Annotated in this window: 21 protein-coding genes; 7 read left to right on the forward strand and 14 right to left on the reverse strand. The window is 67.8% G+C overall.

All coding sequences use genetic code 11. From position 1 onward, the window contains the following. The first annotated feature begins 9 nt into the window (after positions 1 to 9). The gene (locus tag C6A86_RS24605) at positions 10 to 663 is read left to right on the forward strand and encodes an MBL fold metallo-hydrolase (RefSeq protein WP_105363510.1); all 654 of its coding nucleotides are present in this window, start codon (positions 10 to 12) and stop codon (positions 661 to 663) included. 47 nt (positions 664 to 710) lie between these two features. Continuing rightward, the gene (locus C6A86_RS24610; RefSeq protein ID WP_105363511.1) at positions 711 to 1,292 is read left to right on the forward strand and encodes a hypothetical protein; all 582 of its coding nucleotides are present in this window, start codon (positions 711 to 713) and stop codon (positions 1,290 to 1,292) included. On the opposite strand, the gene C6A86_RS24615 is transcribed toward C6A86_RS24610, so the two are convergent. The 6 genes from C6A86_RS24615 to C6A86_RS24640 form a co-directional block, all read right to left on the reverse strand. Then, complete coding sequence (locus C6A86_RS24615; RefSeq protein ID WP_105363512.1) at positions 1,205 to 2,848, reverse strand: FAD-binding dehydrogenase; 1,644 nt, start codon at positions 2,846 to 2,848, stop codon at positions 1,205 to 1,207. The two genes, C6A86_RS24610 and C6A86_RS24615, sit on opposite strands and share 88 nt — an antisense overlap. A 15-nt stretch (positions 2,849 to 2,863) precedes the next feature. Then, the gene (locus C6A86_RS24620) at positions 2,864 to 3,568 is read right to left on the reverse strand and encodes a DUF2334 domain-containing protein (RefSeq protein WP_105363517.1); all 705 of its coding nucleotides are present in this window, start codon (positions 3,566 to 3,568) and stop codon (positions 2,864 to 2,866) included. A 73-nt stretch (positions 3,569 to 3,641) separates the two neighbouring features. Continuing rightward, positions 3,642 to 4,130, reverse strand: coding sequence for a glutathione peroxidase (locus tag C6A86_RS24625; protein ID WP_105363513.1), 489 nt, complete (start codon positions 4,128 to 4,130; stop codon positions 3,642 to 3,644). Positions 4,131 to 4,140: 10 nt separating this feature from the next. Further along, positions 4,141 to 4,695 carry a TetR/AcrR family transcriptional regulator gene (locus tag C6A86_RS24630; protein ID WP_105363514.1) on the reverse strand — a complete coding sequence of 185 codons (555 nt, stop codon included), beginning with the start codon at positions 4,693 to 4,695 and terminating at the stop codon, positions 4,141 to 4,143. A 42-nt stretch (positions 4,696 to 4,737) separates the two neighbouring features. Next, on the reverse strand, positions 4,738 to 6,891 hold the full coding sequence (locus tag C6A86_RS24635; protein ID WP_311100906.1) for a S9 family peptidase: 2,154 nt from the start codon (positions 6,889 to 6,891) through the stop codon (positions 4,738 to 4,740). Further along, positions 6,888 to 7,775 (reverse strand): phosphoribosylaminoimidazolesuccinocarboxamide synthase, encoded by an 888-nt coding sequence (locus C6A86_RS24640; protein WP_105365216.1) that lies wholly within the window; start codon positions 7,773 to 7,775, stop codon positions 6,888 to 6,890. The genes C6A86_RS24635 and C6A86_RS24640 overlap by 4 nt, the downstream gene beginning before the upstream one ends. A 30-nt stretch (positions 7,776 to 7,805) precedes the next feature. Here C6A86_RS24640 and C6A86_RS24645 point away from each other — a divergent pair, with 30 nt between their 5' ends. Both C6A86_RS24645 and C6A86_RS24650 read left to right on the forward strand, forming a co-directional pair. After that, positions 7,806 to 8,417, forward strand: coding sequence for a hypothetical protein (locus C6A86_RS24645; RefSeq protein ID WP_105365215.1), 612 nt, complete (start codon positions 7,806 to 7,808; stop codon positions 8,415 to 8,417). Positions 8,418 to 8,517: 100 nt separating this feature from the next. After that, a complete protein-coding gene (locus C6A86_RS24650) occupies positions 8,518 to 9,420 on the forward strand; it encodes a type IV toxin-antitoxin system AbiEi family antitoxin domain-containing protein (protein WP_105365214.1) in 903 nt (300 codons plus the stop codon). On the opposite strand, the gene C6A86_RS24655 is transcribed toward C6A86_RS24650, so the two are convergent. Genes C6A86_RS24655 through C6A86_RS24675 form a run of 5 tightly spaced genes read right to left on the reverse strand, consistent with a single transcriptional unit; the run spans position 9,368 to position 14,697 of the window. After that, entirely contained in the window at positions 9,368 to 9,967 is a 600-nt protein-coding gene (locus C6A86_RS24655; RefSeq protein WP_105365213.1) for a DUF1707 domain-containing protein, read from the reverse strand. The two genes, C6A86_RS24650 and C6A86_RS24655, sit on opposite strands and share 53 nt — an antisense overlap. A 17-nt stretch (positions 9,968 to 9,984) precedes the next feature. Beyond that, complete coding sequence (locus tag C6A86_RS24660) at positions 9,985 to 11,190, reverse strand: cytochrome P450 (protein WP_199196344.1); 1,206 nt, start codon at positions 11,188 to 11,190, stop codon at positions 9,985 to 9,987. Next, positions 11,187 to 12,605, reverse strand: coding sequence for an adenylosuccinate lyase (purB, locus tag C6A86_RS24665; protein ID WP_105365222.1), 1,419 nt, complete (start codon positions 12,603 to 12,605; stop codon positions 11,187 to 11,189). Before purB ends, C6A86_RS24660 begins: the two co-directional genes overlap by 4 nt. Before the next feature lie 22 nt (positions 12,606 to 12,627). After that, on the reverse strand, positions 12,628 to 14,049 hold the full coding sequence (locus C6A86_RS24670) for an APC family permease (protein WP_105365211.1): 1,422 nt from the start codon (positions 14,047 to 14,049) through the stop codon (positions 12,628 to 12,630). Between the two features lie 18 nt (positions 14,050 to 14,067). Continuing rightward, positions 14,068 to 14,697, reverse strand: a complete 630-nt coding sequence (locus C6A86_RS24675) for a TetR/AcrR family transcriptional regulator (RefSeq protein ID WP_199196343.1) — start codon at positions 14,695 to 14,697, stop codon at positions 14,068 to 14,070. Positions 14,698 to 14,780: 83 nt separating this feature from the next. On the opposite strand from C6A86_RS24675, the gene C6A86_RS24680 reads away from it, so the two are divergent. After that, complete coding sequence (locus C6A86_RS24680; RefSeq protein WP_105365221.1) at positions 14,781 to 15,605, forward strand: alpha/beta hydrolase family protein; 825 nt, start codon at positions 14,781 to 14,783, stop codon at positions 15,603 to 15,605. A gap of 4 nt (positions 15,606 to 15,609) precedes the next feature. Here C6A86_RS24680 and purD read toward each other — a convergent pair whose 3' ends face one another. After that, positions 15,610 to 16,878, reverse strand: a complete 1,269-nt coding sequence (gene purD / locus C6A86_RS24685) for a phosphoribosylamine--glycine ligase (protein WP_105365209.1) — start codon at positions 16,876 to 16,878, stop codon at positions 15,610 to 15,612. A gap of 117 nt (positions 16,879 to 16,995) precedes the next feature. Here purD and C6A86_RS24690 point away from each other — a divergent pair, with 117 nt between their 5' ends. Both C6A86_RS24690 and C6A86_RS24695 read left to right on the forward strand, forming a co-directional pair. Beyond that, entirely contained in the window at positions 16,996 to 18,228 is a 1,233-nt protein-coding gene (locus C6A86_RS24690) for a cytochrome P450 (protein WP_105365208.1), read from the forward strand. Between the two features lie 17 nt (positions 18,229 to 18,245). Next, on the forward strand, positions 18,246 to 18,842 hold the full coding sequence (locus C6A86_RS24695) for a TetR/AcrR family transcriptional regulator (protein ID WP_105365207.1): 597 nt from the start codon (positions 18,246 to 18,248) through the stop codon (positions 18,840 to 18,842). Between the two features lie 55 nt (positions 18,843 to 18,897). Here C6A86_RS24695 and C6A86_RS24700 read toward each other — a convergent pair whose 3' ends face one another. Together C6A86_RS24700 and C6A86_RS24705 are read right to left on the reverse strand one after the other, a co-directional pair. Then, a complete protein-coding gene (locus C6A86_RS24700; RefSeq protein WP_105365206.1) occupies positions 18,898 to 20,124 on the reverse strand; it encodes a hypothetical protein in 1,227 nt (408 codons plus the stop codon). Continuing rightward, the gene (locus C6A86_RS24705) at positions 20,114 to 20,557 is read right to left on the reverse strand and encodes a carboxymuconolactone decarboxylase family protein (RefSeq protein WP_105341183.1); all 444 of its coding nucleotides are present in this window, start codon (positions 20,555 to 20,557) and stop codon (positions 20,114 to 20,116) included. Before C6A86_RS24705 ends, C6A86_RS24700 begins: the two co-directional genes overlap by 11 nt. Position 20,558 lies beyond the last annotated feature (1 nt).

Genomic DNA, 20,558 nt, shown 5'->3' on the forward strand with positions numbered 1-20,558 from the left:
AATGGAGCCATGCAACTGACGCACTTCGGCCACTCGTGCCTGCTGGCAGGCTTCGCCACCGGCGACGGCGCCCAGACCACGGTGCTGTTCGATCCGGGCACCTTCTCGCACGGTTTCGAGGGCATCACTGGCCTGGACGCCATCCTGATCACCCATCAGCATCCCGATCACGCCGACACCGAGCGACTACCCGCCCTGCTGGACGCCAATCCGCAGGCCAAGCTGTACGCCGACCCGCAGACCGCCGCCCAGCTCGGCGAGCCGTGGCAGGCCGTGCACGCCGGGGACGCATTCACCGTCGGGCACCTCTCGGTGCGCGGTGTCGGCGGCACCCACGCCGTGATCCACCCGGAAATCCCGGTGATCGACAACACGTCCTACCTCATCGGCGACGCCGACCACCCGGCCCGGCTGATGCACCCCGGCGACGCCCTGTTCGTGCCCGACGAGGCGATCGATGTGCTCGCCGTCCCCGCGGCGGCACCGTGGATGAAGATCTCCGAGGCCGTCGACTACCTGCGGGCGGTGGCGCCGGCCCGGGCCGTCCCGATTCACCAGGGCATCGTCGAACCGTCGGCCCGCGGCATCTACTACGGCCGACTCTCGGAGATGACCGACACCGACTTCCAGGTGCTCGACGCGGAGAAGGGAACCGCGTTCTGAGGCCGCGCACTCTGCTGCTGTGGTGGCCGCCCATCGGTATCACCGCGATGGTGCTGCTGGGGCTCGTGGTCGGCCACGGGTCCACCGCGTTCGACGACTGGGCACTGCGGGTGATGCAGCGGGTGTTCGGCCCCGATCCACACTGGATGCTCTATTTCAGCTGGGGTCTGGCGATGATGGTGACCCTCGCGGTGGCCGTGGTGGTCGCACTGCTGCGCAGGCGGTGGCGGCTGGCCGTGGTGGTGGCGCTCTGCCCGGTGCTCTCGGTGATCGCGACCCGGCTGCTCAAACCGTTGTTCGGCCGCTACAAGGGCGAGGCGCTGGCCTACCCGAGCGGGCACACCACCGTCGTCATCACGGTGATGGCCATGCTGGTGCTCGCCGCCGGCTACCGGGTGTGGCTGATGGTCATCGCCGGCGTGGTCATCTCGATCGGCGGGCTGAGCATGGCGGCCACCGACCTGCACTACCTGACCGACAACATCGGTGCGGTGTTCCTGGCGTCCGCGACGGTCTGCCTGGCGGTGCTGGCCGCGGGTCCTCAGGCGGTCTGCCGGGCCGCGGCCCGGCCTGCCGCGCGGCCCGAGAACACGCAGCCGCCCAGGAACGTGCCCTCCAAGGACCGGTAGCCGTGCACGCCGCCGCCCCCGAAACCGGCGGCCTCCCCGGCGGCATACAGCCCGTCGAGCACCGATCCGTCGCCCTTGAGCACCCGTGAGTCCAGGTCGGTTTCCAGTCCGCCCAACGATTTCCGGGTCAGGATGTGCAGCTTCACCGCGATCAGCGGTCCGGCCTTCGGATCGGTGAGACGGTGCGGGGCCACCACCCGCGCGATGCGGTCGGGTAGGTACTCGCGGGCCGCCCGGATCGCGGTGATCTGGCTGTCCTTGGTGAACTTGTTGACCACCTCGCGGTCACGGGCGGTCACCTCGGCTTCGACGGTGGCGTAGTCCAGCGGCTCGACACCGGGCACGGCGTTCATCGCGGTCACCAGTTCGCGCAGCGAGTTGCCGGTAACGAAGTCCACGCCCTTGTCGACGAAGGCCCGTACCGGCGCCGGACCGCCGTCGCGTCCGCGGGCCAGCACCGCCTTGACGCTGCGGCCGGTGAGGTCGGGGTTCTGCTCCTGCCCGGACAGGCCGAATTCCTTGGCGATGATGCGGGCGTTGAGCACGAACCAGGTGTAGTCCTGGCCGGTGGTGGTGATGTGTTCCAGCGTGCCCAGGGTGTCGAACCCGGGATACAGCGGCACCGGCAGCCGTTTACCGGTGGCGTCCAGCCACAGCGACGACGGGCCCGGCAGGATGCGGATGCCGTGGCTGGGCCACACCGGGTCGTAGTTGGTGATGCCCTCGGTGTAATGCCACATCCGGTCGCTGTTGATGACGCGGGCGCCTGCGGTCTCGCTGATGCCGATCATCCGGCCGTCGACATGTGCGGGCACACCGGAGAGCAGCTGCTGCGGGACGCGTCCCATCCTCGGCGGCCAGTTCTTGCGCACCAGATCGTGGTTGCCGCCGATGCCGCCGCTGGCGACGATCACCGCCTGGGCCCGGAACTCGAACTCCCCCAAGGATTCCCGCGACGACGCCACGCCGCGCGCGGCATCGCTGGGTTCCAGTACGGTGCCGCGGACGCCGGTCACCGCTCCGTCCTCGACGATCAACTCGTCGACGCGGTGCCGGTGGGCGAACCTCGCCCTGGGCTGACCCAGCAGCCGGCGCGCGAAGATGTCGACCAGCGCCGGCCCGGTGCCCCAGGTGATGTGGAAGCGGGGCACCGAGTTGCCGTGCCCGAGTGCGCCGTAGCCGCCGCGTTCGGCCCAACCGACCATGGCGAAGGTCTCCCACCCACGCTCACGCAGCCAGCTGCGCTTCTCCCCGGCCGCGAAATCCACATAGGCGTGCGCCCACTGCCGCGGCCAGTGGTCCTCCTCGCGGTCGAAACCGGCGCTGCCCAGCCAGTCCTGCAGGGCGAGCTCATGGCTGTCCTTGATGCCGAGGCGGCGCTGCTCGGGACTGTCCACCAGGAACAGCCCGCCGAACGACCAGAAGGCCTGACCACCCAGGTTGGCGGCATTCTCCTGGTCGACGATCAGGACGCGCCGGCCCCGCTCGATCAGTTCCGCGGCGGCGACCAGTCCGGCCAGCCCCGCTCCCACCACGATCACATCGGCATCGGCCATGCCGACAACTTAGTCTCAGGCGGCGTCGGTGAGGGCGGGATCCGCCTCCCAGCGGTAGGTCTCCGGGACACAGCCGTGCATGAGTGCCAGGTCGATGGCGTCGAAGACGGCCTGCCGAGGCCCGGCGTGGCGCAGCTGACGGGCCGAGACCGCCAGCCGTACCGTGCCGCCGCGGCGCGCGGTGCGTTCGGCCGACAGCACCAGGGTGCGGCACCACCAAGGTTCGGTGAGGAATCCTGCGCCGATGCCGAGTACCCGCGCCGGGGCGGTGCTGTCGCGCACCAGGTCGGTGACACCGCTCAGTCCGGCCAGCAGTCGGAAGCCGTTGCGCGGCAGCGCCATGACGGTGCCCTCGGAAACCGCCCAGCCGGGCGCCGCGAACAACCGGGTGCGCAAACCCAGGTGTTCCATCACCCGGTCGGCACCCATCAGCCGCAGATTCGCCTCATGCGCTTGCAGGGTGGCGAATTCGCTGCGGCGGTTCTTGGTCGCCGCCTCGTCATAACCGTGCAGCACGACGGCATCCCCGGCGGCGCGGCGCTCGGCCAGCCAGAACAACGTCGCGGGGTCGCGCTCCAGCCGGTAGTCACCTTTCAGGCGGGGAGCCACCAGAAAGGACGCCGGCACACCGCGAGCGTCGAGTTCCTCGCAGAAGGTGTCGACGGCGGGCAGCGTGCGGTCCCTGATCCCGGAGATCGAGACGATCAGCTCTGCGGTCACGTACTTCAGTGTCGCAACATCAGATGTCACGATGGTTGCGTACACCCGGACACGAAGTGAGCATTCGGCTCCGCTATGTGCCCAGGACGGCCTCGATGGCCGCGATCACCTCCGGCGCATCCGGTTCGGTGCGTGGACGGAACCGCTTGACCACGTCACCATCCGGGGCCACCAGGAACTTCTCGAAGTTCCACTGGATATCACCGGCCTGCCCGTCGGCATCGGCGGCCTTGGTCAGTTCTGTGTAGAGCGGGTGTCTTTCGTCTCCGTTGACATCGGTCTTGGCCAGCAGCGGGAAGGTCACACCGTAGGTGGTGGAGCAGAAGGTCTGGATCTCCTCGGCGCTACCCGGCTCCTGGCCCATGAACTGGTTGCACGGCACACCGACGACGGTCAGACCACGGTCGGCGTAGTCCTTGGCGATCTTCTCCAACGCGGTGTACTGCGGGGTCAGACCGCATTTGGAGGCGACGTTCACCACCAGCGTTGCGCCTTCGGACAATTCGCCGAGCGTGGTGTCCTTGCCGTCAAGGGTGGTCAGCGGAATCTGGTTGAGGCTCACCGGATCGACGCTAGCCGTCGAAGAGGATTGCCGCCAGCCGCTCGACCGCAGCCATCGGGTCACCGGCGGTGTCGACGGCCTCGTTGAGCCAGAGCTGGGCGAATCCGTGCACCATCGACCAGGCCGCAAGGGCGGCGCCCTCGGGGTCGGCCGCGGCGTGCGGGTCGGCGAGTGTGCCGACGCCGCGGTTCAGTTCCAGGTACGCCGCCGCCGACGCCTGCTGCACCTGCTCGTCGGCGGCGTCGTAGAGCGACTTGTCGAACATCACCTCGAAGTGACCGGGGTGCGCCAGGGCGAACCGCACGTAGGCCTTCGCCGCGTCGATGAACTCGGGCCGGGCGTCGGTCAGTTCGGCTGTCAGAACCCGGAACCCCTCGGTGGCCAGAGCGGTGAACAGTCCGCGCCGATCCCCGAAGTGGTGCGCCGGGGCCGCGTGGGACACCCCGGCAGCACGGGCGAGTTCGCGCAACGAGACACCGTCGGCGCCGCGCTCGGCCACCAGCTTGGCCGTCTCGGCCAGGATCACCGCCCTCAGGTCGCCGTGGTGGTAACTCGGCTTGCTCATCGCGCCATCATAACTGCGATCTTGACAGCGCCTAGATGGATCTCAGCCGCGCGGACCACCGAACAGGCTGCCCACCTGCCCGTCGCCGTGATTCTCCGGATCCGCGGTCGCCAGCAGCCAGGCGTACTGGAAGGCGGCTTCCTTCCAGCGTTCATAGCGACCGCTGATACCACCGTGCCCGGCCACCATCTCGGTCTTCAGTAGCACCCGGGTTGCGCCGGCCACCGGATCCAGTTGCGCGTGCCGAAGGGCCGCAACCCATTTGGCTGGCTCCACGTAGTACACCCGGGTGTCGTTGAGCGAGGTCATCGCCAGCACCGCCGGATAGTCCAGGGATGCGACGTTCTCGTATGGCGAGTACGACTTCATGTACTCGTAGACATCCTTGTCCTCCAGTGGGTTTCCCCACTCGTCCCACTCGGTGACGGTGAGCGGCAGCGATGGATCCAGGATCGTGGTGAGCGGGTCGACGAACGGTACCTGGGCCAGCACACCGGCGAACAGGTGCGGGGCCAGGTTGAGCACCGCGCCGACCAGCAGACCACCCGCGCTGCCACCCAGGGCGACCAGGTTGGCCGGACGGGTCAGATCGGTGAGCACGAGATGTTCTGCCACCGCGATGAAATCGGTGAAGGTGTTGCGCTTGTGCAGGAGCTTGCCGTCCTCGTACCACGGCCGGCCGAGTTCACCACCGCCGCGCACATGGGCGACGGCGAACGCCATTCCCCGGTCCAGCAGCGACAACCGGGCGATCGAGAAGCGCGGATCCTCACATGATTCGTAGGCGCCGTAGCCGTACAGCAGCGTCGGGGCCGGGAACGCCAGCCCCGCGCGGTGCACGATCGAGATCGGGATCCTGGCCCCGTCGGGAGCCACCGCCCAGTCCCGGCGCTCGACGTATTCCTCGGGGCGGTAGTCCCCCAGCACCGGCTGCTCGCGCAGCAGCGTCCGATCGCCCGTCACCAGGTCCAGGTCGTAGATCCGCACCGGGATCACCCAGGACACCGCGCCCACCCGCAGCTTCGGTGAGGACCAGTTCGGGTTACCGCTGAGCCCCGCCGACATCAGCTCGGATTCGAAGGTGATCTCTTGTGGTTCCCCGTAGCTGCCGTCCGCGGCGATGGGCCACAACTGAATTCGGGGTAGCGCCTCGCGGCGGTAGCTGACCACCAGGTGACTCTCGAATGCGTCGACACCGTCGAGGCGGACATCCTCGCGGTGCTCGATGAGCGTGCGGAACGCGCTCGGGTCACTGACCGGAGCCTCGACCAGGGTGAAGTTCACCGCCCCGTCGTTGTGCAGGATGAGGAAGCGGTCCTCGCCGCCGACCACCGCATGCTCAACGGCGTACTCCACCTGATCGCGGCGCGGCAGCACCACGGTGAACTCGGCGTCGGGGTCCGCGGCATCGGCGTAGCGCACTTCGGAGGTGACCGCACTGCCGGCGGCGATGATGATGTACTTGTCGCTGCGGGTGCGCCCGACGCCGAGCCAATAGCGTTCGTCGGCTTCGTGATACACCTTCTGCGCGGGCAGACCGGACCCCAGGCGGTGACGCCACACCGTGTCCGGCCGCCACGCCTCGTCGACCGTGACGTAATACACGGAGTGGTTGTCTGCGCCCCAGGTCGCGCCGGCGCCGATACCGGTGATGGTGTCCTCGTAGAGCTCACCGGTCCGGAGATCCTTGAAGCGCAGGGTGTAGCGCTCATCGCCCTTGACGTCCACCGAGAAGGCCAGGATGTTGCCGTCGACGCTGACGCTGATCGCGCCGAGGGAGAAGAACTCGTGGCCCTCGGCCTCGACGTTCTCGTCGAGCAGGATCTGCTCACCCGGGATCGCGGTGTTCTCGTCGAGTTCCGGCGGGGTCCAGTCATCCGGGTCGCTGATCGGGCAACGGGCGTGTACCCCGTACTGCTGCCCCTCGAAGCTGCGGGCGTAGTACCACCATTGACCGCGACGGGTCGGGACCGAAAGGTCGGTTTCCTTGGTGCGTGCCTTGATCTCGTCGAAGATCTTCTGCCGCAACGGCGCCAGTGCCGAGGTGGCGGCCTCGGTGTGGGCGTTCTCGGCTTCCAGATGGGCGATCACCTCGGGGCTGGACTTGTCGCGCAGCCACTCATAGGGGTCGATGAAGACATCGCCGTGATGCTCGCGGCGATGCTCGACCCGCTTGGCGACAGGAGCTGAGGTCATGCACCGATCCAATCGTCGAAGCTGAGCCCGGAAATGCGTTCGTAGGCCTCGATATAACGTGCACGGGTGGCCGCGGCGATCTCGGCGGGCAGGGGTGGCGGCGGGGAATCACCGTGGCGGTCCCAGCCCGAGTCGGGGCCGGTCAGCCAGTTGCGGACGAACTGCTTGTCATAGCTGGGCTGCACCTCCCCGGGCCGGTAGCTGTCGGCCGGCCAGTACCGCGACGAATCCGGGGTGAGCACCTCATCGGCCAGCACCAGCTGACCATCGACATCCACACCGAACTCGAACTTCGTGTCGGCGACGATGATTCCCTTGCCCAAAGCATGCTCGGCGGCCTTGAGGTAGATCCGCAGCGTCGCCTCGCGCAGTTCCGCTGCCCGCTGCGCACCGACCAGTGCGACCACCGCGTCGAAGGACACGTTCTCGTCGTGCTCGCCCAGTTCGGCTTTGGTGGCCGGAGTGAACAGCGGCTCGTCGAACTTGCTGGCCTCGCCGAGCCCGGCCGGCAACGCGATCCCGCACACCGATCCGGACTGCCGATAGTCGATCAACCCGGAACCGGTCAGATAGCCGCGCGCCACGCACTCCACCGGCAGCATCTCCAGCGCCCGGACCACAAGAGCCCGACCCAGGACCTCCTCGGGGATCCGGTCGTCGTCGGGCGGGCCCGCCAGGTGGTTGGCGACGCCGAGGTGATCGAAGAAGAACACGCTCATCGCCGTCAGGATCCGGCCCTTGTCCGGGATCTCGGTGTCCAGGATGTGGTCGAAAGCCGAGATGCGGTCACTGGCCACGAACAGCAAGTGGTCGTCATCGATGCGGTACAGCTCGCGAACTTTGCCGCTGGCCAGATGCCGGTAGTCGGTCAGAGCGGGGCGCATTGACTCACCCTATGTGCTGGGATCGATGCCATGAGATTGCGGTACCTGCCCTATGCCACCCGGCCCGGTCGCCTGCTGGCCCAGCTTGTCAGCGACGTCACCGTCCTCATCTGGACGGTGATCTGGGTGATGGTGGGCAGTGCGGTCTACACGGCGGTATCCACCATCGCCGAAGTGGGCCGCCAGGTGCAGGACGGCGCCGACGGGGTCGCGGGCAACCTGAACTCCGCCGGTGACAGCGCCGATGACTTCCCGTTGATCGGCGATGCGCTGGCCGGACCGCTGCGCGCCGCCAGCGACGCCGCCGGGGAGATCGCCGGCGCAGGTCAGAGCCTGGACAGCACCGCGACCTGGCTGGCCTGGGTGCTCGCGTTGGCGGTCGCGGCCACCCCGATCCTGGCGGTCGTCATGCCCTGGCTGTTCCTGCGCCTGCGGTTCTTCCGGCGCAAGCTCACGGTGCTGACGCTGGCCTCCACGCACGCCGGACAGGAACTGCTGGCGATGCGGGCACTGGCCAATCGGCCGCTGGCCAAGCTCACCGCCATCGACCCCGACCCGATCGGGGCCTGGCGCCGCGACGACCGTCCGGCCATCCGCGGCCTGGCGCTGCTGGAGATCCGTGCGGCCGGCCTGAAGCTCTGAGCCCGGCGATTTGTGCGATATCCGTAACGACCACCGTTACAGATCTCACACAAATCGCAGACGGTGGAACCGTTCGGCCGGGCATCGCGTCCAAGAGAGCATGCTCGACGACTACCTCCGCGACCAGGACGGAGTCATCACCCTCGCCCAGGCGCAGCAGGCCGGATTGAGCCGCCAAGCGGTGTACCGCAGGGTCCGCTCCGGGCACTGGCTGCGCTGCTCACCCGGGGTGTATTTAGTCGATGATCGTCTGTTCACCGACCGTGCGCGGATCCGGGCCGCGGTGTGGGGTTGCGGTCCACGCGCGACGGCAAGCGGCATGACGGCGGCCTGGTGGTTGGAGCTGACGAAGTTTCCGCCCGCCACCGTGGACGTCACCGTGCCCAAAGCGTGCGATCCACCCAAGAGGTACGGCATCCGCACCCGCCGCCGCGACCTGGACCCCGCCGATTGCGTGACGCGCCAGGGCCTGCGGGTGACCGCTCTACCGCTGACGGTCGTGGAGGCAGCCGCCCGCCGGGGTGGCGGCATGAAGATCATCGACGCGGCACTGCAACGACATCTGTTGGAACTGCGCGATCTCTGGGGTGCTCACCTGCGCAACAAGGGCCGGCACGGTTCGCCGGCGGCGCGCAGACTGTTGCGGGCCGCCGACAGCGGGGCGCACTCCGAGGCGGAACGGCTCCTGGTCGGTCTGCTGCGGCAGGCACGCATCACCGGATGGAAGGCCAACCAGCGCCTCGGCCGCTGGGAGATCGACGTCCTCTTCCGTGACCTGAAGATCGCCGTCGAGGTGGACGGGCTGGCATTCCATACCGATCCCGAAGCCTTCCAACGGGATCGGGTCAAGCAGAACGAACTCGCGCTGATGGGCTACCAGGTGCTGCGTTTCACCTGGCTGGACCTGACCGAGTACCCGGAGCGGGTGATCGCCGAGATCGAGTTCGCGATCAGCCGCCGTGCAGGCGCCGCAGCCAGCTCCCGAACGGGTGCCGCACGCTGACCGACCCCATCCTGACCTTGCCGCGCACGATGACGTGCAGCTGATCGGGCTGGCGGAGGTTGCGCACCTTGACGGTGGCGCTGCCGGCGATGGCGTCGACGCCGTTGAGGTCCGCGGTGGCCCCGGCCGGCACGATGAGCTCCGTCGAACTCAGGTAGTCGTCGATGTTGACCTCGACGACCGGTCCGGGCAGCACCGCCGAGGTGAAGTCCAGGGTGGTGCTGCACATCCGGGTGTTCAGGTTGAGCACCGGCGCCACCGTCCACGGGCCGCGCCGAACGATCGACGTCATCCAGCCGCCCAGCGCCTCCGGCTGTGCGCTGCTGCGGGCGACCGGCGCCTGCGCGGCGTGCAGGTCCATATCGGGCAGGTCCACCAGCACGGCCCGCAGCTCACCGCGGGTGCGGGCGGCCAGCGCGGCGTCGGTGCGGTCGGCGAACTCGTCGAGTGTGATCATGCCGTCGGCGACCGCGCGCTCAAGCAGTCCGCTCACGTGTGCGCGGTCGGCATTGGAGACTCGGAGGTTGTCATTCTGGCCGAAGTCCATATCTGCGAGAGTAGCGATCAGTCGAATTCGACGAACAGGTGCCGGATCCCGGTGTGCCGATTGCTGCGGGTCCACTCGACCGGCCTGACCAGCCGCGCGCTGCGGAACCGGGGCAACAGTTCCCCGAACAGCACCCGCAGCTCGAGGCGCGCCAGGTTGGCGCCCAGGCAGTAGTGCGCGCCATGACCGAACCCCAAGTGCGCATTGGGCTTACGCGCGATATCGAAGACATCAGGATCCTGGAACACCGCCGGGTCCCGATTCGCCGAACCCTCCCAGATCTGCACCTTCTGCCCCGCCTCGATAGCGCGTCCACCCAAGGTCACCGGACGCGTGGCGGTGCGTCGTTTCGACGGTGACGGTGTCGTCCAGCGCACCATCTCCTCGATCGCCGACGGCAGCAGTTCCGGGTCGCCGCGCAGGCGGCGCATCTGCTCGGGGTGCTCGATGAGCGCCAGCAGGCCCCCGGCCACCGAGTTGCGGGTGGTCTCCGCCCCGGCACTGAACAGCAGACTGAAGAACAGGTAGAGCTCGACTTCAGACAGGTCCGCATCGGAGGCATTGGCCACCACCGACAACATGTCATCGCTCGGCGCGGCGCGTTTGGCCGCGATCAGCTGTTGACCGTATTCGTACATCCGCGTTCCGGCCTCTTCGGGCGACAGCTGCCCGACCTCCGCCGAGCGGGCGCCGCCGAAGTCGAACTGCGGCTCGATCGCCTCGAAGAGCCAATGCCGTTCGGATTCAGGAACACCCAACAGAATGCAGATCATCTGCATGGGCAGCTCCGCGGCCACCTCCACGAGAAAGTCCAGCGCGACACCGGGCTCGACAGCGTCCAGCAGGGTCCGGGCCCGGCCGCGCAGATCATCGGTGACCCGAGCGATCATCCGGGGTGTCAGCCCCGAACTGACCAGCCTGCGGATCTGTGCATGCCGCGGGTCGTCCATCATGTTGAGCACCTGGCCCGCGACGGACAGATCCTGCAGCAGGGTGCCGCCGAACGGCCGGCTTCCGCCGGTCACCGACGAGTACGTCTCCGGATCACGCAGCACGGCAAGTGTTTCGGCGTAGGTCGCCACCGACCAGAAGCCCTCCCCGTCCGGGGTGTGCTCGGTGGGCTCATGCCAGTAGACCGGGGCCTCACGGCGGTGCACCTCGAACAGATCGTGCGGAAAACCGCCGGCGAAGTTGTCGAGGTCGGTGAGGTCGGCCAATGTCACAAGATGGCACCCGAGGTGTACTTGGCCGCCTCGGGGTAGCGGCCGACCAGATCATCGACCGCGGAGACCACATCGTCGACCTGCGCGCCGGCGGCACCGGTGAACGCTTCCTTGTCCGCCAGCGCCGCATCCAGGGCCACCCGGTCCAGCGGCAGCCGCGGATCGGCGGCGAGCCGGTCCAGCAGGTCGGGCTCCTGGCCCTTTTCCCGCATGGCCAGCGCCACCGCGACCGCATGCTCCTTGATGACCTCGTGCGCGGACTCCCGGCCCACGCCGGCGCGGACAGCCGCGATGAGGATGCGGGTGGTGGCCAAGAACGGCAGGTAGCGATCGAGTTCACGCTGGATCACCGCGGGGTAGGCGCCGAACTCGTCGAGCACGGTCAGGAAGGTCTCGATCTGGCCGTCGACGGCGAAGAACGCGTCGGGCAGTGCGACGCGACGCACCACCGAGCAGAACACGTCACCCTCGTTCCACTGGGCGCCGGCCAGTTCTGCCGCCATCGACGCGTAGCCCCGCAGCACCACCTGCAGGCCGTTGACCCGCTCGCAGGACCGGGTGTTCATCTTGTGCGGCATGGCCGAGGAACCGACCTGGCCCGGAGCGAACCCCTCGGTGACGAGTTCGTGCCCGGCCATCAGCCGGATGGTGTGCGCGAAGGAGGACGGACCGGCGCCGAGTTGCACCAGAGCGGATACCGCATCGTGATCCAGCGAACGCGGGTAGACCTGCCCGACGCTGGTGAAAACATCTGTGAATCCCAGGAATTGGGCGACACGCCGTTCCAGTTCGGCGAGCCGGGCGGTGTCACCGTCGAACAGGTCCAGCATGTCCTGGGCGGTGCCCATCGGGCCCTTGATTCCGCGCAGCGGGTACCGGTCGATCAGCTCGCGCAGCCGGGTCAGCGCCAGCAGCATCTCCTCGGCGGCCGAGGCGAACCGCTTTCCCAGTGTGGTGGCCTGCGCAGCGACGTTGTGACTGCGCCCGGCCATCACCACGTCGCGGTACACGATCGAGCGTTCGGCCAGCCGCGCCACCACCGCCACACCGTGGGCGAAGACCAGTTCCAGTGATCGGCGGATCTGCAGCTGCTCGACGTTCTCGGTGAGGTCGCGGCTGGTCATGCCCTTGTGCACGTGCTCGTGGCCGGCCAGCGCGTTGAACTCCTCGATGCGGGCCTTCACGTCGTGGCGGGTGACCCGCTCCCGCGCGGCGATCGAGCCCAGGTCGACGTTCTCCAGCACCCGCTCGTAGTCCTGCACGACACCGTCGGGCACCGGGACGCCGAGCTCGGACTGCGCGCGCAGCACCGCCAGCCACAGTCGGCGCTCGGCGATGATCTTCGCCTCGGGCGACCAGATGGCCGTCATCTCCTCGCTGGCGTAGCGGTTGGCCAGAACATTCGGGATCGTCACGAACACACAGCTTACGAGCCGGCTACGGGGAGTCGCTCAAGTGCGTCGGATCGAGGATGCCTTTACCGCGGATACCGAGCTGGCGGTTGATCAGGGTGGTGATGCCGAACAGCACGATCCCGATCACGATCAGGATCCCGGCCAGCACGTACTGCTGTGCGGGGCGCCCGGAGAACGGCAGCACCAGATACGCCGAGGCGATGAACCCGATGACGGGCAGCACCGTCGGCGTCCGGAAGTGCCCGCCCGCGGCCTGGACATCGCGGCGCAGCACGAGCACGGCGACGTTGACCATCGCGAACACCGCGAGCAGCAGCAGCGAGGTGGTGCCGCCGAGCACGGCGATGGCACTGCTGTTGGCGACCGCCGTGACGTAGAAGATCAGGCCGAACGCGATCAGCGTGGTGAAGATGATGGCCACCCACGGGCTGTGCCGTTGGGGGTGGATGGTGCCCAGCACCGGTGGCAGGACGTGCTGGCGCGCCATGCCGTAGATGAGCCGGCTGGCCATCAGCATGTTGATCAGCGCGGTGTTGGCCACCGCGAACATCGAGATGAAGGGCAGGATCGTCTCGATCGGCAGGTTGGGAGCCCCCGCCTTGACGACCTCGATCAGCGGGGTCTCGCTGTCGGCGAGGACGCCGACGGGTACCAGTGCGACCGCGACGATGGCGACCACGACGTAGACGACGCCGGCGATTCCCAACCCGGTCAGCAGCACCTTGGGGAAGATGCGCACCGGGTCCTTGGTCTCCTCGGCCATGTTGACCGAGTCCTCGAAGCCGACCATGGCGAAGAAGGCCAGCGAGGTCGCCGTCGTCACCGCCAGGAAGGTGCCCTTGTCGGACGGGGTGTCGAAGGCGACGACGCGGGCGAAGTCGACATCGGCGCCGCCACCGGTGAACGCCCAGACGCCCACCAGGATCACCATGGCCAGGCCGGTGATCTCGACGATGGTGAGGACCACATTGAGCTTGACGCTCTCACCTACGCCGCGGAAATTCACGATCGCAATCAGCGCCATGAACAGCAGCGCCATGACCACCACACCGACCTTGCCCCAGTCGATGTCGAAGGCGGTGAAGAAATTGGCCGCGAAGAACCGGGAAGCCGTTGAGGCGGAAGTGATTCCGGAGCACATCACCACGAAGGCCGTCAGGAAGGTGACGAACTGGATGCCGAAGGCCTTGTGCGCGTATAGCGCTGCGCCGGCGGCCTGCGGATACTTGGTGACCAGCTCCAGATAGCTGAACGCGGTGATCGTGGCGATCAGGAAGGCCACCAGGAAGGGAAGCCACGCCGCGCCACCGACTTCCTTGGCAACCTGTCCGGTCAGGGCATACACACCCGTGCCGAGGATGTCGCCCACCACGAACAGCAGCAGTAGCCCCGGGCCCATCACCCGCCGAAGTTGTGGCTCCTCCGTGGTTTCCGACTGCGTCATCCCGCCCCTTTGCTCACCTCAGACGTGCACGGCCCGTTCGTCGACGGGTGCGAGCACATCGATCACATCGATCAGAGTCGCGCGGGCATTGGCCCGCGGCCCCTCTCCCTCATCCACCAATGAGGCAACCACAGCTCCGTCCACCGCGCACACCAGGGCGGTGACGAGTTCGGATCGCACGGCGCGACCGGACCGTTCGACCACCTCAAGGACGGCGTCGGTGCGTTGCCGCAGAATCCGCCGCTGGATGTCTCGGAGCCCGGGTTGCCGCGCGCAGGCGATATAGCGCTCATAGCGGGAGATCAGTTGTTCGGACACCCGTGCACCCGGATCGTCACCGACCAGCAGATCGACCAGCAGGTCGGCGGTCGACTCGGCGCCGCGACGCCGGCGCGACAGTGCGGCGACCTGTAGCTCCAGCTGCTCGGCCTCGCGCGCGCCCACATGCTCGACCGCCTTGGCGATCAGATCGTCGAGTGAGGAGAAGTAGTACGTCGTCGACGCCAGCGGCAGGCCGGCACGCCTCGCCACCGCGCGATGGCGGACCGCGTCGATCCCGCCCTCGCACAGCAGATCGGCGGCGGCGCTCACCAGGGCGCCCCGCCGACGTTCTCCCTTCGGAGTCACCGCCGCTGTCACGCCTTGCATGCTGCCAGCAAAATCCCAGTTGTATGGCGGTTTTCGGCAATCACCACAAGTTGGCAGACACCGCCACAGCGGCCAGTGGCAAGATGGCGCGAATGTCAGCCCAGAACCGTCGGACCGTGTTGCGGATGGGTCTCGGTGCCGCCCTAGGTGCCGTCGCCGCCGGTGCGGGGGCCCTGCCCCGGGCCGCCGCCGAACCGGCCGCCACTTACCAGTCGGGTTCCTTCGTCTCGGCCGCGCGCGGCGGGGTGCGCACCAACTGGGCGATCGCCAGGCCGCCGGGACAGACCGCACCGCTGCGTCCGGTCATCGCTCTGCACGGTAAGGGCAGCGACGCCGCGACGGTGATGGCCGGCGGTGTCGAGCAGGGCCTCGCAGAAGCCGTCGCAGCCGGTCTGCCACCGTTTGCTGTGGTGGCCGTCGACGGCGGCGGGGGTTACTGGCACAAGCGCGAGTCCGGGGACGATGCCGGCGCGATGGTGCTGGATGAGTTGGTTCCGATGCTGGCCGGCCAGGGGCTGGACACCTCGCGGGTGGGATTCATCGGCTGGTCGATGGGCGGCTACGGTGCTTTGCTGCTCGGATCCAGACTGGGCCCGGCCCGCACCGCGGCGATCTGTGCGGTGAGCCCCGCGTTGTGGACGTCACCCGGCGCGGCGGCCCCCGGCGCGTTCGACGGCGCCCAGGACTACGAGGCCAACAGTGTGTGGGGGCTGCCTGCGCTGGACTCGATCCCGATCCGCATCGACTGCGGCAACGGTGATCCGTTCGCCGCCGCGACAGGTGCGTTCATCGCCCAGCTCGGCACTCCGCCGGCCGGCGGATTCTCCCCGGGTGGGCACGACGGCGAGTTCTGGAGTTCCCAGCTTCCCGCCGAGATCTCTTGGCTGGCACCGATACTCGTTGCCTGAGCGGTCAGATCGAGATGCGTCCCTCGGCCGCCGCCAGCCCGATGTCGGTGCGAAAATGGCTGCCCGGCAGTCGAATTGACTTGATCGCCTGGTATGCCGCAGCGCGGGCGGCGTCGAGATCTTCGCCGGTTCCGACCACCGAGAGCACCCGCCCACCGGTGGACACCACCGCACCGTCCTCGCGCCGGGCGGTGCCCGCGTGCAGGACGGCGTCGGCCTCGGAGCCGGTGATGACGTCACCGACCCGCGGCCGGCCCGGATAATTCTCGGCGGCGACGACCACGGTGACCGCGGCCCCGTTCTGCCACCGCAGTTCCTCGAAGGACGCCAGGGTGCCGGTGGCCGCCGCATGGAGCAGCCCGCCGAGCGGAGAGTCCAGCAGGGCGAGTACCGCCTGGGTCTCCGGGTCACCGAACCGGCAGTTGAACTCCACCACCGACGGGCCCGCAGAGGTGATCGCCAACCCCGCGTAGAGCAGGCCGGAGAACGAGCTGCCCCGTGAAACCATCTCGGCAGCAACGGGTTTGACGATCTCATCGACAATCTGGGTGAGCACCGCCGCAGGCAGCCACGGCAGCGGGGCGTAGGCACCCATCCCGCCGGTGTTCGGACCGGAGTCGTCGTCACCGACCCGCTTGAAGTCCTGCGCGGGCAGCAGCGGCACCACGGTCTCACCGTCGACGACGCAGAACAGCGACACCTCGGGGCCGTCCAGGAAGGACTCCAGCAGCACCGGATGCCCGGAGTCCAGCAGGCCGGCCGCGTGCACACGCGCCGCGTCACGGTCCGTGGTGACCACGACGCCCTTGCCCGCGGCCAACCCGTCGTCCTTGACCACCCAGGCGGCCTGCCCGGCCGGCGGGCCGAACCGGTTCAGCGCGGCATCCAGGTTGGCCGGGTTGTCCACGATTTCACTGGTCGCGGTCCGCACGCCGGCGGCGGCCATCACGTCCTTGGCGAAGGCCTTGGAGCCCTCGATGCGGGCGGCATCCTTGGACGGCCCGAAGCAAGCGATACCGGCGGCGCGCACCGCGTCGGCCACACCGAGCACCAGCGGCACCTCCGGCCCCACCACCACCAGGTCGGACCCGAGGCGCTGGGCCAGCGCGACCACCGCGGGACCCGAGCTGATGTCGACGTCGTACTGGTCGGCGACGGCAGCGGTGCCGGCATTGCCGGGCGCCACCGCCAATTGCTCGACCTGCGGGTCGCGCCGCAGCGCGAGCAGCAGGGCATGTTCACGGGCTCCGGATCCGATGACGAGGACGCGCACGGTCAACAACCCTAATCGCCTCGGCGGCCGCTCGGCGCCAGACCCGCGGCCATACACTTTTGATTTAGGTGTATGGTCGGTGCAGCGAGTGCGGTATGTCACACCAGGAGGATCCCGATGACCACCATGAATGCCTGCCCCTTCGGTCAGGGATACGACTTCACCGACCCCGAGGTGCTGCTTCAGGGCATTCCCGTGACGGAGTTCGCGCACCTGCGCAAGACCGCCCCGGTGTGGTGGAACGAGCAGGGCGACTCGATCTTCGATGACGGCGGCTACTGGGTGGTGACCCGTCACGAGGACATCAAGGCCATCTCGCGCAACGGCGAGCTGTGGTCCACGAACGCCAAGGGGGCGGTGATGCGGCTGCCCGACGGGGTGACCGCCGACCAACTCGATCTGACCAAGGCCCTGCTGATCAACCACGACGCCCCCGAACACACCCGGCTGCGCAAGCTGGTGTCGCGCCTGTTCACCCCGCGCTCGGTGGCCGCGCTGGAGGAGAAGCTGGCCGTCGCCGCCCGCGAGATCGTGGCCGCGGCCGCGGCACGCAACTCCGGCAATTTCGTCGACGACGTGGCGATGCCGCTGCCGCTGCTGGCCATCGCCGACCTGATCGGCGTGCCCGAAGAAGACCGGGAGAAGATCTTCCACTGGTCCAACAGCATCATGAACACCGACGATCCCGACTTCGACAGTGACCCGACGGTCGCCAATGCCGAACTCATGGGTTACGCGTACACCATGGCCGAGCAACGCCGGACGTGCCCGGCCGATGACATCGTCACCCGGCTGGTGCAGGCCGATATGGGAGACGAAGCCGGGATCACCGAGGTCGAGTTCGCGTTCTTCGTCATCCTGCTCGCCGTCGCCGGAAACGAGACCACCCGCAACGCCATGACACACGGGATGAACGCGTTCTTCGAAAACCCGGACCAGTGGGAACTTTTCAAGCGCGAGCGGCCCGACACCGCGATCGAGGAGATCATCCGCTGGGCCACCCCGGTGCACTGTTTCCAGCGCACCGCGACAGCCGATACCGAGCTCGGCGGAGTCGCCATCCGCAAGGGTCAGCGCGTCGGGCTGTTCTACAGCTCGGCCAACTACGACGAGGATGTCTTCGAGAACCCGTTCCAGTTCGACATCCTGCGCAACCCGAACCCGCACCTGGCGTTCGGCGGCAATGGCGCACACTTCTGCATCGGCGCCAACCTGGCCCGCATGGAAATCAAGCTGATGTTCCATGAGATCGCGAACCAGATTCCCGACATCTCGAAACTGGCCGAGCCGCAACGTCTCCGGTCCGGCTGGATCAACGGGGTCAAGGACCTGCAGGTCTCTTACCACTAGCTCGCTACAATTCCGGCGTGCGAACCCACGGGTGGTCCGGAGCCGCGCCGGCGAGTGACGAGGAAGCCGTTGCCCGGATTCTTGCTGCGGCGGGCAAGGCGATCGACGAGCGCGGGGCGGACTTCTCCATCGCCGATGTCGCCCGCACGCTGGGCGTCACCCGCCAGACGGTGTACCGCTACTTCCCCAGTACCGAGGCGCTGCTGATGCAGGCCGGTGTCGTCGCGGCCACCGACTTCTTGGAGCGGCTGTCCACCCACCTGCAGGGCATCACCGATCCCGCCGACGCTGCGACCGAGGCCATCGCGACCGCGCTGGAGTGGCTGCCCAAGGACAAACACATCGGGCTGCTGCTGGCGCCCGGGCGCACGCCGGCCTTCACCGAGTCCGTGACCTCCGATATCGCACTGCAGTTCGCACAGTCGGTGGTGCGCCAGTTCGACGTCGACTGGGCGGCAGCTGGTTTCGCCGATGACGACCTCGACGAACTCGCCGAGCACCTGCTGCGCGTCATCCAGTCGTTCGTGATCGACCCCGGACGACCTCCGCGCACCGGCGCCGCGTTGCGGGACTACCTGCGGCGCTGGGTGGCCCCGGCGCTGCGAAACCCGTGATTTGTGGAGTTTTCGTCGGAACAGGTCCGACGAAAACTCCACAAATCGCTGAGAACTAGACGACGGTGAGCGGCAGCGACCGACGCTCCTCGAACACCCACGAAGCGCCGCCGCTGAACTCACACACCTCGACCTCGGGCAGCTTCTTTGCCGCCGTGTCGGTCTCGATGACGCGGACGGTCCAATCGGACTCGGTGCCCGACAGCTCGGCACGCAGATGCGGATCGACCGCCTGGACGATGGCCTGCAGCGGGGCGTCCACCACCGGGGAGACCAGCGAGATCCAGGATCCGTCCTCGTAGGCCGGCGAGCGGCGCACGTGCACGAAGTCCGGGTCCACATCGGCCGACACATAGGCCGCCGGATTGAGCAACGGGTGCAGCTCCAGCACCCGCAACGCACCCTTGGCATCGGCGCTCAGCTTGAGCGCCTTGTGGATCCGCTCGGCGGCCACACCGGCGATGCCGATCAGCTGCTTGGTGCGGATCGACCGGGCCAGTGCCGCGTCATCCTTGGCGCGCTTCTCCACGGCAATGGTGAACGATTTGACCAGCAGATGCATCTGGATGCACACCTCGTCGGCGATCCGGACCAGCGCCGAATGCGAGAAGGCCGCGAAGTCGACATCGGCGAGCAGATCCCCCGAATAGTCGGCCATGCCTTCGTCATCCGGGTCGATCGGATCGAGCTCGATCGAGTGGGCGTAGGTGGCGCCGACGACGTCCATCGCCGGGATGAACGGCACTTCCGGGTAGGACTCGTCGATGATGACGGTCCAGCGGCAGTGTGGGTGCTGATCCGACGGCGTCCTGGGAGGCCGGTGGATGGGCCGGACCTGCGCCTTGCGGTTGGTGGCCAGCGCGGTGGCATCGAAGGTGGGGTCCTCGATGTCATGGCACATGCCCTTGACGTACTCCTCGCCCATCGGCTCGACGTCGAGTAGCGCACCGCAGTGATCCAGGTAGAACTCGCCGTGCCACCGGTCGTGCACGACATAGCGGAAGTCCATGAACTGCGGCGGCGCGCCGATGTCGAGCTGCAGACCCTTGAAGAGGGTGAAGATGTCGACGCCCTCGTACTTGAGCGCCTTCTGCATCCGCCGGGTGTAGAGCGGGCTGGACGCCGCCCATTCCTCGATGGCGATCTGCAGCATCTCCTCGCGGCCGAACGACGATATGCACCAGGCCATTCCGGAGCGGTCGATCAACTGACCGATCAGCAGTAGTTCGGGAACCAACGTCGCCAGCTCGTCACGGGTGAGCGAGGCGTATCTACTCATCATCGAGGGACTTCCCGGAGTGCATCTTCACCGCGGCGTTGACATTGCCCTTGCGATCCTCGCCAGAGCCTTTCTCGGCGGCTTTCTTGCGGTTGCGCACCACCTTGCTGACCGCACCGTCCAGTTTGGAGCCCAACGGGAAGCCAAGGTAATGGGTCAGGAACACCGAGACCTCCTTGAGCTCCTCGGCGGTGATCTCCCCGTTGTGCAGTGCGGCGTTGACCTGGATCTCGGCCAGATCCGAGTTGCCGACCGCGGTCACCGCGGCGAGCGTCAGCAGACGCTTGTCCCGCATCGACAGTCCGGGCCGGGTCCAGATGGTGCCGAAGAGATGCTCTACGGTCAGATCGAAGTACGGGTCGCCCTGGATGTCGGGCATCTCCCAGCCGTAGACCTCGTTCATCTTCTGCAGGCCCTGCTTGCGCCGATCGGTCATA

The organism is Mycobacterium sp. ITM-2016-00316, from assembly GCF_002968335.2.
In the GTDB taxonomy this organism is placed as follows: Bacteria; Actinomycetota; Actinomycetes; order Mycobacteriales; family Mycobacteriaceae; genus Mycobacterium.